11 protein-coding genes are annotated in these 12,785 nt (G+C 64.4%); 6 read left to right on the forward strand and 5 right to left on the reverse strand.

Annotation, left to right across the window (positions count from 1 at the left end):
* Positions 1 to 114: 114 nt before the first annotated feature.
* Genes B2R83_RS09830 through B2R83_RS09845 form a run of 4 tightly spaced genes read right to left on the reverse strand, consistent with a single transcriptional unit; the run spans position 115 to position 4,760 of the window.
* On the reverse strand, positions 115 to 2,187 hold the full coding sequence (locus B2R83_RS09830; protein WP_036213232.1) for a sodium:solute symporter family protein: 2,073 nt from the start codon (positions 2,185 to 2,187) through the stop codon (positions 115 to 117).
* Complete coding sequence (locus tag B2R83_RS09835; protein WP_051996750.1) at positions 2,184 to 2,489, reverse strand: DUF4212 domain-containing protein; 306 nt, start codon at positions 2,487 to 2,489, stop codon at positions 2,184 to 2,186. Before B2R83_RS09835 ends, B2R83_RS09830 begins: the two co-directional genes overlap by 4 nt.
* Positions 2,479 to 4,062, reverse strand: a complete 1,584-nt coding sequence (locus B2R83_RS09840) for a sensor histidine kinase (RefSeq protein ID WP_036213229.1) — start codon at positions 4,060 to 4,062, stop codon at positions 2,479 to 2,481. Before B2R83_RS09840 ends, B2R83_RS09835 begins: the two co-directional genes overlap by 11 nt.
* Positions 4,059 to 4,760, reverse strand: a complete 702-nt coding sequence (locus B2R83_RS09845) for a response regulator transcription factor (protein WP_292040607.1) — start codon at positions 4,758 to 4,760, stop codon at positions 4,059 to 4,061. Before B2R83_RS09845 ends, B2R83_RS09840 begins: the two co-directional genes overlap by 4 nt.
* Before the next feature lie 237 nt (positions 4,761 to 4,997).
* Between B2R83_RS09845 and recA the strand changes: the two genes are divergently transcribed.
* From recA to B2R83_RS09875, 6 genes are all read left to right on the forward strand, one after another.
* Positions 4,998 to 6,080, forward strand: a complete 1,083-nt coding sequence (gene recA / locus B2R83_RS09850; RefSeq protein ID WP_036213223.1) for a recombinase RecA — start codon at positions 4,998 to 5,000, stop codon at positions 6,078 to 6,080.
* A gap of 23 nt (positions 6,081 to 6,103) precedes the next feature.
* Positions 6,104 to 6,562, forward strand: a complete 459-nt coding sequence (gene recX / locus B2R83_RS09855) for a recombination regulator RecX (protein WP_027865433.1) — start codon at positions 6,104 to 6,106, stop codon at positions 6,560 to 6,562.
* A 497-nt stretch (positions 6,563 to 7,059) separates the two neighbouring features.
* Entirely contained in the window at positions 7,060 to 7,635 is a 576-nt protein-coding gene (locus tag B2R83_RS09860) for a DUF2889 domain-containing protein (RefSeq protein ID WP_036213220.1), read from the forward strand.
* 71 nt (positions 7,636 to 7,706) lie between these two features.
* On the forward strand, positions 7,707 to 8,876 hold the full coding sequence (sucC, locus tag B2R83_RS09865; protein ID WP_036213217.1) for an ADP-forming succinate--CoA ligase subunit beta: 1,170 nt from the start codon (positions 7,707 to 7,709) through the stop codon (positions 8,874 to 8,876).
* An 18-nt stretch (positions 8,877 to 8,894) separates the two neighbouring features.
* Positions 8,895 to 9,776, forward strand: coding sequence for a succinate--CoA ligase subunit alpha (sucD, locus tag B2R83_RS09870; protein ID WP_036213214.1), 882 nt, complete (start codon positions 8,895 to 8,897; stop codon positions 9,774 to 9,776).
* A 324-nt stretch (positions 9,777 to 10,100) separates the two neighbouring features.
* Positions 10,101 to 10,580, forward strand: a complete 480-nt coding sequence (locus tag B2R83_RS09875) for a pilin (RefSeq protein WP_285380110.1) — start codon at positions 10,101 to 10,103, stop codon at positions 10,578 to 10,580.
* 76 nt (positions 10,581 to 10,656) lie between these two features.
* On the opposite strand, the gene B2R83_RS09880 is transcribed toward B2R83_RS09875, so the two are convergent.
* Positions 10,657 to 12,726, reverse strand: a complete 2,070-nt coding sequence (locus B2R83_RS09880) for an alpha/beta hydrolase family protein (RefSeq protein WP_292040617.1) — start codon at positions 12,724 to 12,726, stop codon at positions 10,657 to 10,659.
* Between the last annotated feature and the right edge of the window lie 59 nt (positions 12,727 to 12,785).

The following is a 12,785-nucleotide window of genomic DNA, read 5'->3' on the forward strand; positions in this document are numbered from 1 at the left end:
TCTTGGACGCGGGACGCTTTCCCGCAGCCGCTCGACAATAACAGTCTTGCCATCGGAAAAACACCCGCAATACCGATGTCATGCATACGGCATGCCTGCCGTGGCGCATACGCCTCAGGGCTTGCCCGCCGTCTCTTCCTCGGGCGCCCGGATGTAATCCACCATGCCCAGGCTCGCATGGCTCGGCGGTGCGCTCAGCAGGCTGCCGATCACCGTGGCCAGCAGTCCCGCCGGCACCCCGAACACGCCGGCCGCCAGCGGCTGGATGCCTAGCCAGGACTGGTCCAGGCTGCCGCCCAGGGTGGGGCTGGCGCGCAGCATGTACCACAGGCAGACCAGGAAGCCGGTGACCATGCCCGCCATCGCTCCCATGTGGTTGGCGCGCTTCCAGAACACACCCAGCACCAGCACCGGGAAAAGAGTCGAACCGGCGAGCGAGAACGCCGCGCCGACCAGGGAGAGGATGTCGGCGGGCTTCTGCGAGGCGGTATAGGCCGCGATGAAGGCGACCGCCAGCAGCAGCAGCTTGGAGATCGTCACCCGCTTCTGGGTCGAGGCGCCCGGATCGACCATCTTGTAGTACACGTCGTGCGACAGCGCGTTGGAAATCGCCAGCAGCAGGCCGTCGGCCGTGGACAGCGCCGCGGCCAGGCCGCCGGCCGCCACCAGGCCCGAGATCACGTAGGGCAGGCCGCCGATCTCGGGCGTCGCCAGCACCAGCACGTCGGCGTCGATCGCGATCTCGGCCAGCTGCACCACGCCGTCGCGGTTGACGTCGGCGATGCTGAGCAGGGGGCTGACCTTGTCCACGCTGGCCCAGTACGAGACCCAGGTCGGCAGCGACGAGAAATCGCTGCCCACCAGCGCGGTGTAGATGTCGTACTTGGCCAGCACCGCCAGCGCCGGGATGGTCAGGTAGATCAGCAGGATGAAGAACAGGGTCCAGAACACCGACACCCGGGTTTCGTTCACCGAGGGCGTGGTGTAGGCGCGCATCAGGATGTGGGGCAGGGCGGCGGTGCCGAACATCAGGCAGAACACCACGGCCAGGAAGTTGTTGCGGCGCTTGTCCGATTCCTCTTCGGTGGCGCCGGGGAAGGGCACCGTGTGCGGCACCGGCGGGCGGGCGCGCGCCAGGTTGGCGTCGCGCTGCTCGAGCCACAGGGCGCGCGCCTCGTCGGCCGAACCGGGATAGGTGTTCATGGCGCGCTCGGCCTGGCGCACCTCGACCAGCGAGGCATTGCTGGCGCGTACCGAGGCCAGGTTGCGCTGCGCTTCCAGCTGGCCCGTCTCCCACGAGGCCGGCAGGGCGGCCAGGCGCACCGCGTATTCGTCGGCACGGCGCCGGAACTCGGCCCGCACCTGTTCCTCGCGCGGGTCCTTCTCCAGCTGCTGCTCGCGCGCCGCCAGCTTCTGTAACAGCGAGCCGTAGGCCACCTGGGGGATGGGGTTGTCGGCATGCTTGGCCGCCAGCCAGATGCTCGGGATCAAAAAAGCGACCAGCAGGATGATGTACTGCGCCACCTGGGTCCAGGTGATGCCGCGCATCCCGCCCAGGAACGAGCAGACCAGGATCGAGGCCAGGCCCAGGAAGATCCCGACCGAGAAATCGACGCCGGTGAAGCGCGAGGCGATCAGGCCAACCGCGTAGATCTGGGCCACCACGTAGGTGAACGAGACCAGGATGGTGGCGGCCACCGCCAGCGCCCGCACCGGCCCGCCGCGCCCGCCGGCGCCGCCGCCGTAGCGCACCGCCAGGAAATCGGGGATGGTGTATTGCCCGAACTTGCGCAGGTAGGGCGCGATGAGCAGGGCCACCAGCACGAAGCCGCCGGTCCAGCCCATGATGTAGGCCAGCCCGTCGAAGCCGTACAGGTACAGGCCGCCGGCCAGGCTGATGAAGCTGGCCGCCGAGATCCAGTCGGCCGCCGTGGCCATGCCGTTGAACAGGGCCGGCACCCGCCGCCCGGCCACGTAGTATTCGGTGACGTTCGAGGTGCGCGCCACCACGCCGATGGTGGCGTACAGGACGATGGTCGCGAACATGAAGATGTAGCCGATCCACAGGCGCGGCATGCCTTCCTGCTCGAGCAGGGCCAGCGCCAGCAGGAACAGGGCGAAGCAGGCGGTGTACCAGAGGTAGTAGCGCGACAGCTTGCGGAAGTAGGGCGGCTTGTTCGCGCTCATGCGCTCTCCCGCGCGGCGTCCGGGTACAGGCGGTCGAGCCGGCGCATGCGCCAGGCGTAGAACACGATCACGGCGAGCGACACCAGCGACGCTCCTTGAGCCGCCATGTAGAAGGACATGGGCCAGCCGAACAGGGTGAAGCGCGACAGCTCGCGCGCGAAGAACACGGTGCAAAAGCCGGTGCACAGCCACACCACCAGCAGCGCCGCGGTCAGCCGGCGTGTCGCCTGCCAGTGCGCGGCGCGGGCGGCGGCCAGGCGCGCGTGCGGATCGCTCGGCGTAGGCGGGGAATCAGTCGGCATCGATGGGTTCATGGACAGGAGGCGGGAAGGTCAGGCGGAACAGGCTGCCGGGATACTTGGACGAGTGGCTGCGCGGGTTGTTGAAGATGTCGATCTCGGCGCCGTGCTGCTGCGCGATCTCGCGCACGATCGCCAGCCCCAGGCCGCTGCCCTGCACGTTGCTGCCGAGGATACGGTAGAAGCGTTCGAACACGTTGGCGCGCTCGCTCGGCGCGATGCCGGGACCGGTGTCCTCGACCTCGAGCAGGGCGTGTTCTCCGTCGCGGCGCACGCGCACCGTCACGCTGCCCCCCTGCGGGGTGTAGCGCAACGCGTTGTCGATCAGGTTCGACAGCAGTTCGCGCAGCATCAGCGCGTTGCCGGCGATATGCAGGGTTTCGTGCGCGGGCGCATCGGGAGATTCGTAGCCGAGGTCGATGCCATGCGCGAACGAGGCCTGCACCCAGTCCTGCACGGTGGCGCGGGCCAACTGGGCCAGGTCGATTTCCTCGAAAGCGAGGCCGGCATGCGGCTGGTTCTCGGCGCGGGCGAGGGCCAGCAGCTGGTTGACCAGGCGCGTGGCCGATTCCGAGCTCTTGGCCAGCTGCTCGAGCGAGCGGTGGATCTCGCCCGGGTCGACCTGGCGCAATGCGAGCTCGGACTGCATGCGCATGCCGGCCAGCGGGGTCTTCATCTGGTGCGCGGCGTCGGCGATGAAGCGCTTCTGCATCTCGACGGTCTGGGCCAGGCGCTCGAGCATGTCGTTGAAGGAGCCGACCAGCGGCGAGATCTCTTCCGGCACCTGGCGCGGGTCGATCGGCGACAGGTCGTCCTGCGGGCGCGCGCGGATGCGCTCCTGCAGCTCGGCCAGCGGGGACAGGCCGCGCGACAGCGCGAACCAGACCAGCGCCAGGATCACCGGCAGGATGATGAACTGGGGCAGGATCACGCCCTTGATGATCTCGTTGGCCAGGTGGGCGCGCTTGTCGAGGGTTTCGGCGACCTGCACCAGGGCCAGGCTGGGGGGCGTGCCCGCCGGACGGGCGCGCAGCGGATCGAGGTTGACCCAGGAGTAGGCGACGCGTACCGGCGTGCCGTGGATGTTGTCATTGCGGAAGAGCACGGCGCCGCCATGGGCGCCTTCCTCGAGCATGCCCTTGCGCGGGCGCGGCAGGTCGCGGTCGCCGTCGAGGTGGGCGCCGTCCGGCCCGCTGATCTGGAAGTAGACGCTGTCGACGTCGTCGGCGCGCAGCACGTCGGTCGCGCTGCCGGGCAGCTGCACCTCGGGCCGGCCGGCCACCGTGCGGATCTGCTGCGACAGCACGGTGACGCGGTCTTCCAGCGCGTCGTCGAAAGGCTGGTTGGCGATCGACTTGGCCACCAGGTAGGTGATCGCGATGCTCATCGGCCACAACAGCAGCAGCGGGGCCAGCATCCAGTCGAGGATCTCGCCGAACAGCGAATGGCGGATGTTCTCGTCGGGCTCGGGATTGGGTGGGATCCAGGGCTGGTACTGGCCCGCCTGGAAGGGCGCGAACGGGTCCTGCCCCGCGCTTGGCGGCTTGTCGGCAAGGCCGCGTTCGTGCTCGTTCACTTGTTCTCTTGGACCGGGGCGCGCGGGGCGTCTGAGTATTTCTCGAGGCAGTAGCCAAGGCCGCGCACGGTGGCGATGCGCACGCCGCCGACCTCGATTTTCTTGCGCAGGCGGTGCACGTAGACCTCGATGGCGTTGTTCGAGACTTCCTCGCCCCATTCGCACAGGTGGTCGACCAGCTGCTCCTTGGAGACCAGGCGCCCGGTGCGCGCCAGCAGCACTTCCAGCAGGCCGAGCTCGCGCGCCGACAGGTCGAGCATCTGGTCGTTGATGTAGGCGCTGCGGCCGACCTGGTCGTACACCAGCGGGCCGTGGCGCACCACGGCGGGGCCGCCGCCGGCGCCGCGGCGGGTGAGGGCGCGCACCCGCGCCTCCAGCTCGGACAGGGCGAAAGGCTTGGCCATGTAGTCGTCGGCGCCGAGGTCGAGACCCTCGACGCGCTGCTCGACCGAGTCGGCGGCGGTGAGGATCAGCACCGGCAGCAGCGAGGAACGCGCGCGCAGGCGGCGCAGCACTTCCAGGCCGGACAGCTTGGGCAGGCCGAGGTCGAGGATCAGGAGGTCGAACTCCTGGGTGGACAATGCCGTATCGGCATCCTGGCCGTTCTTGACGCAATCGATGGCATAGCCGGACTGGCGCAGGGAACGCGTTAGCCCATCGGCAAGTACGCTATCATCTTCGGCGAGCAGAATTCGCATGGGGCTACCTCAGTATTCGTTAGACCTTTGACAGGCCCTATTGTGTTTGATTTATCGCAACAATGCGAGTCTTACGGATAACAACACGGCGACTTTTTTCGCTTGCCTAAACCACTGGATTTATATACAGTAGTGGCTTGATTTCGCTTGTTCAAACCACTGAGTTTTTATACAGTAGTGACCTTGATTTGCGTGGTAGCGCCCCTACCTTGCCTACTCCACAGCTGAAAGTACACCATGGACGACAAAAAAACCGCAGTAAACGCCGCTGAAAAGGGCAAGGCGCTGGCCGCCGCCCTGGCGCAAATTGAAAAGCAGTTCGGCAAGGGCTCGGTGATGCGCATGGACACCAGCGCACCGGTCGAGGAAGTCCAGACTGTTTCCACCGGCTCGCTGGGCCTGGACATCGCGCTGGGCGTCGGTGGCCTGCCGCGCGGCCGTATCGTCGAGATCTACGGTCCGGAATCGTCGGGTAAAACCACCCTGACGCTGCAGACCATCGCCCAGATGCAGAAACTGGGCGGCACCTGCGCCTTCATCGACGCCGAGCACGCGCTCGACGTGACCTACGCGCAGAAACTGGGCATCAACCTGGGCGAGCTCTTGATCTCGCAGCCGGACACCGGCGAGCAAGCCCTCGAAATCACCGACGCGCTGGTGCGTTCGGGCTCGGTCGACCTGGTGGTCATCGACTCGGTGGCGGCACTGACCCCGCGCGCCGAAATCGAAGGCGACATGGGCGACTCGCTCCCGGGCCTGCAGGCGCGACTGATGTCGCAGGCGCTGCGCAAGCTGACCGGCTCGATCAACCGTACCAATACCCTGGTCATCTTCATCAACCAGATCCGTATGAAGATCGGCGTGATGTTCGGCAGCCCGGAAACCACCACCGGCGGTAACGCGCTGAAGTTCTACGCCTCCGTGCGCATGGACATCCGCCGTACCGGCTCGATCAAGTCGGGCGACGAAGTGATCGGTAACGAAACCAAGGTCAAGGTCGTCAAGAACAAGATCGCGCCGCCGTTCAAGGAAGCCCACTTCGACATCCTGTACGGAGAAGGCACCTCGCGCGAAGGCGAAATCCTGGACCTGGGCGCCGACAACAAGATCGTCGAGAAGTCGGGTTCGTGGTACAGCTATAACGGCGAACGCATCGGCCAGGGCAAGGACAACGCCCGCCAGTTCCTGAAAGACCGTCCGGCACTGGCACGCGAAATCGAGAACAAGGTCCGTGCTGCGCTGGGCGTGCGCGAACTGCCGCCGGTCCTTGCTGCTGTCGAAGACAGCGGCAAGGACAAGCTGAAGGCAGTCGGCGAGTAATCGCCGGTTCGCGGAAGTAGTCGATGCCGGCACCCCAGCTGAGCCTCAAGGCGCGCGCGTTGCGTTATCTCTCGATGCGCGAGCACAGCCGGCTCGAGCTGGGGCGCAAGCTGGCCCGTTATGCCGAGGAGGGCGATGACGTGGAAGCCCTCCTGGATTTCCTTGAGAAGAACAACTGGCTGTCGCAGGAGCGTTTTGCCGAATCCCTGATCAACAGGAAGGCAAGCCGCTTCGGCAACAGCCGCGTGATGGCCGAGCTGCAAAGCCACGGCGTCAACGGCGAAGCGCTGGACGAGATCAAGGCCGCGCTCGCCGACAGCGAAACCGCACGCGCCACCGAAGTCTGGCGGCGCAAGTTCGGCACCGTCGCCGCCGATGCGGCTGAGCGTGCCAAGCAGATGCGTTTCATGCTGCAGCGTGGTTTCTCCCAACGCGCTGCACGGATCGCAATGCAGGGCGCTCCCGACGACGACGAGCTGTAAACAGGCTGGAGTTCGAGCCTGTTGCCCTGACGAGCCGGCCTGGCCCCAGGCTTGCTCTGACGATATGCCAGGCGTGGCCGCAGGCCTGATGTATCACCCTCGATCATTGCGCTTCTTCTATATAGAAGCATGCTCCGGCGCCAGCGTGGAGCGTCATCCCCGATATGCCCAGGCATATTCCTCAACGGACGATGGCGCTGCACGCTGGCGCTGTGCGTTTACGGAGCCTGTGCGGCGCGCCGCTGTCGAGATTGGTCTTGCCAACCCGCCAGACCCGTCCAGCCAAAGTAATATTGACGGCTCAGCAAGAAACCCGTCCGATCTTGCCTGCAGTGCAGCAAAAAGGCCGCTGTTGCAGTGCAACCGCCAACGCCGTGTGCTAAACTTTCACGGTTTAAGCAGCGCCGCATGAGCGGTTGTTGTCGTAGAAGCTACGGCAACGTGCATGAAGCACACTGGCTGCACCACTAACCGCCGCGTAAGCGGCATTGGTTTTTATGCCCCTGTCTCCTCCCGTATCGCGCTCGCTCCGGCATACGCGCGCCATCACCGTCGAAGCCTATGCGCGCGACGATGGCCTGTGGGATCTGGACGCCAGTATCCGCGACGTCAAAACCCGTGACATTTCGCTGCCTTCCGGTGATCGACCGGGCGGCATGCCTGTACACGACCTCAAGCTGCGCGTCACCATCGACCGCAAGCTGACCATCGTGGACGCCGAAGCCGCGTCCGATTCCGTTCCGTATCCCGGTTTTTGCGAGACCATCGGCCCTGCTTACAAAAAGCTGGTCGGCCTGTCGCTCATGAACCACTTCCGGCTGCACCTGAAAGACCGCCTGTCCGGCGTGCTCGGCTGCACCCACCTGACCGAATTGGCCCAGGTGCTGCCTACCGCAGCGCTGCAGGCCTACGCCGACGACGTGTTCGACGATCGCGGCGGCGCCGACGCAGATGCGAATAAAAGCGCGGCCGAACGGCCTTTCGAGCTCGACCGTTGCCATGCGCTGCGCAGCGACGGACCGGCCGTGGCCACCTACTATCCCCGCTGGTCGATCAAAGCCGTGTCGGGTTAGGATTCGCTGTTTGTCATTTTGTAATTCAACCGTATTACTCATTCAGTACATAGATAAGAAGGGAAGCCAGCATGAAAATCCATGAGTATCAGGGCAAAGAAATCCTCCGAAAATTCGGAGTGACCGTTCCGCGCGGCATTCCGTGCATGAACGTGGAAGAGGCCGTGAAGGCAGCTGAAGAGCTGGGCGGCCCGGTCTGGGTCGTCAAGGCGCAGATCCACGCAGGCGGCCGCGGCAAGGGTGGCGGCGTCAAGGTTGCCAAGTCGCTGGAACAGGTCAAGGAATACGCCGACCAGATCATGGGCATGCAGCTGATCACGCACCAGACCAGCCCGGAAGGCCAGAAAGTCCGCCGCCTGCTGATCGAAGAAGGCGCTGACATCAAGAAGGAACTGTACGTTTCCCTGGTGACCGACCGCGTCACCCAGAAGGTCGTGCTGATGGCCTCGTCGGAAGGCGGCATGGACATCGAAGAAGTCGCGCACAGCAACCCGGAAAAGATCCACAACGTCGTGATCGAACCGTCGGTCGGCCTGACCGATGAGCAGGCCGACGACGTCGCCCGCAAGATCGGCGTGCCGGAAGCGTCGATCGTCGACGCGCGCACCAACCTGCAAGGCCTGTACAAGGCCTACTGGGAAACCGACGCATCGCTGGCTGAAATCAACCCGCTGATCCTGACCGGTTCGGGCAAGGTCATCGCCCTGGACGCGAAGTTCAACTTCGACTCGAACGCCCTGTTCCGTCACCCGGAAATCGTCGCCTACCGCGACCTGGACGAAGAAGATCCGGCTGAAGTCGAAGCATCGAAGTTCGACCTGGCCTACATCTCGCTGGACGGCAACATCGGCTGCCTGGTGAACGGCGCCGGCCTGGCCATGGCCACCATGGACACCATCAAGCTGTTCGGCGGCGAGCCGGCCAACTTCCTGGACGTGGGCGGCGGTGCGACCGCAGAAAAGGTCACCGAAGCATTCAAGATCATGCTGAAGAACCCGGGCCTGAAAGCCATCCTGGTCAACATCTTCGGCGGCATCATGCGCTGCGACGTGATCGCCGAAGGCGTCATCACCGCATCGAAGGCCGTGTCGCTGCAAGTGCCGCTGGTCGTCCGCATGAAGGGCACTAACGAAGACCTGGGCAAGAAGATGCTGGCCGATTCGGGCCTGCCGATCATCTCCGCCGACACCATGGAAGACGCAGCGAAGCAGGTCGTTGCCGCTGCCGCTGGCCAAGCCTAATTCGCGAAGGAAATAAAAATGTCGATTCTGATTAACAAAGACACCAAAGTCATCACCCAAGGTATCACCGGCAAGACCGGCCAGTTCCACACCCGCATGTGCCGCGACTACGCGAACGGCCGTGAAGCCTTTGTGGCAGGCGTGAACCCGAAGAAAGCCGGCGAAGATTTCGAAGGCATCCCGATCTACGCATCGGTCAAGGAAGCCAAGTCGGAAACCGGCGCCACCGTGTCGGTGATCTACGTTCCGCCGGCAGGCGCAGCCGCCGCCATCTGGGAAGCCGTTGAAGCCGAGCTGGACCTGGCAATCTGCATCACGGAAGGCATCCCTGTCCGTGACATGATGGAAGTCAAGGATCGCATGGCCAAGGCCGGCTCCAAGACCCTGCTGCTGGGCCCGAACTGCCCAGGCCTGATCACCCCGGACGAGATCAAGATCGGCATCATGCCGGGTCACATCCACAAGAAGGGCCGTATCGGCGTCGTGTCGCGCTCGGGCACCCTGACCTATGAAGCAGTCGGCCAGCTGACCGCCCTGGGCCTGGGCCAGTCGTCGGCAGTCGGCATCGGCGGCGACCCGATCAACGGTCTGAAGCACATCGACGTGATGCGCATGTTCAACGACGATCCTGACACCGACGCGGTCATCATGATCGGTGAGATCGGCGGCCCGGACGAGGCGAACGCTGCTCAGTGGATCAAGGACAACATGAAGAAGCCGGTCGTCGGCTTCATCGCTGGCGTCACCGCGCCTCCGGGCAAGCGCATGGGCCACGCCGGCGCGCTGATCTCGGGCGGCGCCGACACCGCGCAAGCCAAGCTGGAAATCATGGAAGCCTGCGGCATCAAGGTCACCAAGAACCCGTCGGAAATGGCGCGCCTGCTGAAGGCCATGCTGTAATCTGACCAGTTCACGGTCGACGAGGACGGGGAGCGCGAGCTCCCCGTTTTTTTTACCACTCGGTAAATTTTTGGCATGCCATGACCAACGCGTTTGGTATGCATGACAAATTACGTTCCATAAACTGTTCAGCTGACAAAAATTGCTGAGCTCAAGTGACAAATTTTGTCACCGCTCAAGCCAAAACCTGTCCTGGCACGGCGTTTCCTTATCTCCCTGCTAATAAAATCAGCATTTTTCGGGCTGGCACACGCCTTGCATATAGGAAAGCGTGGCAACAAGCAGTAACCCAATTACCCGAAACACCACCCTGGAGAGATAGAAATGAACATCAAGCAAATGCAAACCAAGAAAGCTGAAGGCGGTTTCACCCTGATCGAACTGATGATCGTCGTCGCGATCATCGGTATCCTGGCTGCCGTGGCGATCCCGGCCTACCAGGACTACATCGCCAAGTCGAAGGCTGCTGCTGCCTACGCTGACATCGCCGCAGGCAAGACCGGTTTCGAAATGGCCGTCGTCGAAGGTATGCCTTCGGATGCTGACGGCGAGGACTACCTCAAAAAAGCTGGCCTGTCCGCCGCGACCGGTAACTGCAGCGGGATCGTTGCTGCTGCACCAGGCGCCAACACCGCTGTCCTGACCTGCACCATTAATAACCCGGGCCGTATCGGCGACGCACCGACCATCGCGCTGCATCGCTCGACCAGCGGCATCTACACCTGCGTGACCAGCGGATTCCCAGCGGACGACACCAAGTACACCCCGGCAGGCTGCGTGGCTACTGCCCCGGCTGATTCGTGATCCCTGTGAAGTAATTGCCGGCCGTGCATACGGCCAGCATCAAAAGAGACCGCCTCGGCGGTCTCTTTGTTTTGGCCTAGCGTTTTAGATAACGATCCAGCCAGTTCATTACCGTGCGATGCCACTGCACCGAATTCGCCGGCTTGAGCACCCAGTGGTTCTCGTCCGGGAACACGAGCAGCTGGCTGTCGATGCCCTTGCGTTGCAGTGCGGTGAAGGTGCCGAGCGCCTGGGCGGTCGGGATGCGGAAATCGAGGTCGCCCTGGATCACCAGCATCGGCGTCTTCCACTTGTTGACGTGGTGGACCGGATTGAAGCGCTCGTGATTGTCAGGCGCCGCGAAATAGGCGCCGCCGTTTTCCCAGTCCGTGAACCACTGTTCCTCGGTCGAGTAGGCCATGCCGCGGCTGTCGAACACGCCGTCGTGGTTGACCAGGCAGCGGAAGCCGTCGTTCCAGTTCCCCGCGATCCAGTTCATCATGTAGCCGCCGTAGGATGCGCCCAGGGCGCAGCTGCGTTCGCGGTCGAGCCATGGGAACTTTTTCGCGGCCGCTTCCAGGCCCTTCTGCAGGTCCACCAGCGGCTTGCCACCCCAGTCGCCACTGATTGAATCGGTGAATTTCTGGCCGTAGCCGGTCGAGCCATGGAAGTCGATGAACACGGTGGCATAGCCCGCGCCCGCATACACCTGGGGATTCCAGCGATAGCTCCAGCCGTTGCCGAAGCTGCCCTGCGGCCCGCCGTGCACGAGGAAAGCGATCGGGTACTTCTTGCCCGGTTCGGCATTCCAGGGTTTCATCACGTGCCCGTACACGGTCTCGCCATTGGCCCCGGCAAAGCTGAACTGCTCGTACTCGCCCCAGCGCACGTCGGTCAGGCGCTCGGCGTTCAGCCTGGTCAGCTGTCTTGGCCGGCCGCCGGGCTGCATGGCGAACAGCTGCGCACCGGAGGCCAGGTTGGCCTGGGTATAGACCACCGTATTGCCGCGCACGTCGAAGGCGCCGACCGCGCCCTTGTCGGTCAGCGCCGTCACCTTGCCGCTTGCGACGTCGACCGAGAACAGCCGGTGCTGGCCCAGGTCTTCGGCATCGACGATCAGGGCCTTGCCGTCGGCACGCCAGTGCAGGCTGCCGGCGGAGCGGTCCCAATCCGCAGCCAGCGTGCGCTTTGCGCCGCTGGCCACGTCCATCAGCATCACCTGGTAGCGGTCCGCCTCGAAGCCGGGACGCGCCATCGCCAGGTAGGCAAGGGTTTTCCCGTCAGGCGAAAACACGCCCTTGGTATCCCAGGCCGGGTTGTCGGCCGTGAGGTTGCGCGGGACGCCGCCCGCGGCCGGCACGGTGTACAGGTCGAAGTTGGTCGACCAGGCCTCGGTCTTGCCGGCAATGCGGGCCGCGAACACGATGGTCTTGCCGTCCGGGCTGAAGCGGAATTCTTCGCGGTCGCCGAAGGGCTTCGAGGGTACGTCGCCGTCGAGCGAGCCCGATAGCGCAACCGGCACGCTGTCGGCCTTGCCGGCGCTGTCGAGCGGCGCCGAGAACAGCACATTGTTGCGTCCGTCCTTCCAGGTGTCCCAATGACGTACGAACAGGCGGTCATACAGCTTGCCGCTGGCCTTGTCCTTGTCCTTCGCGTCAAGGCGCTGTCTGGTGCAGGCGAGATCCGCGCAGTCGCGGAAGACCGACAGGCTCATCGCCAGGCGGTCGCCTGCCGGCGAGATGCGGAAACTCTCCACGTCGAGAGGGAGGTCGGTGACCTTCACCGGCTCGCCCGCCGCGCCGCCGGCAATCGGAAGGCGCCACACTTGCGACGAGCCCGAACGGGACGACAGGAAATAGATGGCGTCGCCGGACGGCGACCATTCCGGTTCGGTACTGCTGGAAGCGTGACTGGTCAAGCGCTGCGGCGCCGCGCCGGCAGTGCGCAAGTCGAGCATCCACAGTTCGGTGTGGCCACGGTTCTTGCTCATGTCGGTGCTGCGCACGGTGTAGACGACGCGGCTGGCATCGGGCGACACGGCCGGGCTGCCCACCCGTTCCATGTTCACCAGGTCTTCCACGGTAAAGCCGCGCGGCGCCGCCGTGGCGCTCGTCGCGACAAGGGCCGCCGCCGCCATTGGCAGCAAACCCGACAAACGAATATTCATGCTCCATCCTTGTTGTCATCTGGCAAGTAGCAGGGCGCTGCTTACGCAGGCCGGCAATT

The sequence above is a fragment of the Massilia sp. UBA6681 genome (assembly GCF_002454935.1).
Taxonomy (GTDB): domain Bacteria; phylum Pseudomonadota; class Gammaproteobacteria; order Burkholderiales; family Burkholderiaceae_D; genus Telluria; species Telluria varians.

What these genes read in the sequence shown, in the direction of transcription:
- B2R83_RS09875 (WP_285380110.1), top strand. Translation starts at nt 10,101, where the DNA reads ATGAACATCAAGCAAATGCAAACCAAGAAAGCTGAAGGCGGTTTCACC.
- B2R83_RS09830 (WP_036213232.1), bottom strand. Translation starts at nt 2,187, where the DNA reads ATGAGCGCGAACAAGCCGCCCTACTTCCGCAAGCTGTCGCGCTACTAC.
- recA (WP_036213223.1), top strand. Translation starts at nt 4,998, where the DNA reads ATGGACGACAAAAAAACCGCAGTAAACGCCGCTGAAAAGGGCAAGGCG.
- B2R83_RS09860 (WP_036213220.1), top strand. Translation starts at nt 7,060, where the DNA reads ATGCCCCTGTCTCCTCCCGTATCGCGCTCGCTCCGGCATACGCGCGCC.
- B2R83_RS09845 (WP_292040607.1), bottom strand. Translation starts at nt 4,760, where the DNA reads ATGCGAATTCTGCTCGCCGAAGATGATAGCGTACTTGCCGATGGGCTA.
- recX (WP_027865433.1), top strand. Translation starts at nt 6,104, where the DNA reads ATGCCGGCACCCCAGCTGAGCCTCAAGGCGCGCGCGTTGCGTTATCTC.
- B2R83_RS09835 (WP_051996750.1), bottom strand. Translation starts at nt 2,489, where the DNA reads ATGCCGACTGATTCCCCGCCTACGCCGAGCGATCCGCACGCGCGCCTG.
- B2R83_RS09880 (WP_292040617.1), bottom strand. Translation starts at nt 12,726, where the DNA reads ATGAATATTCGTTTGTCGGGTTTGCTGCCAATGGCGGCGGCGGCCCTT.
- sucD (WP_036213214.1), top strand. Translation starts at nt 8,895, where the DNA reads ATGTCGATTCTGATTAACAAAGACACCAAAGTCATCACCCAAGGTATC.
- sucC (WP_036213217.1), top strand. Translation starts at nt 7,707, where the DNA reads ATGAAAATCCATGAGTATCAGGGCAAAGAAATCCTCCGAAAATTCGGA.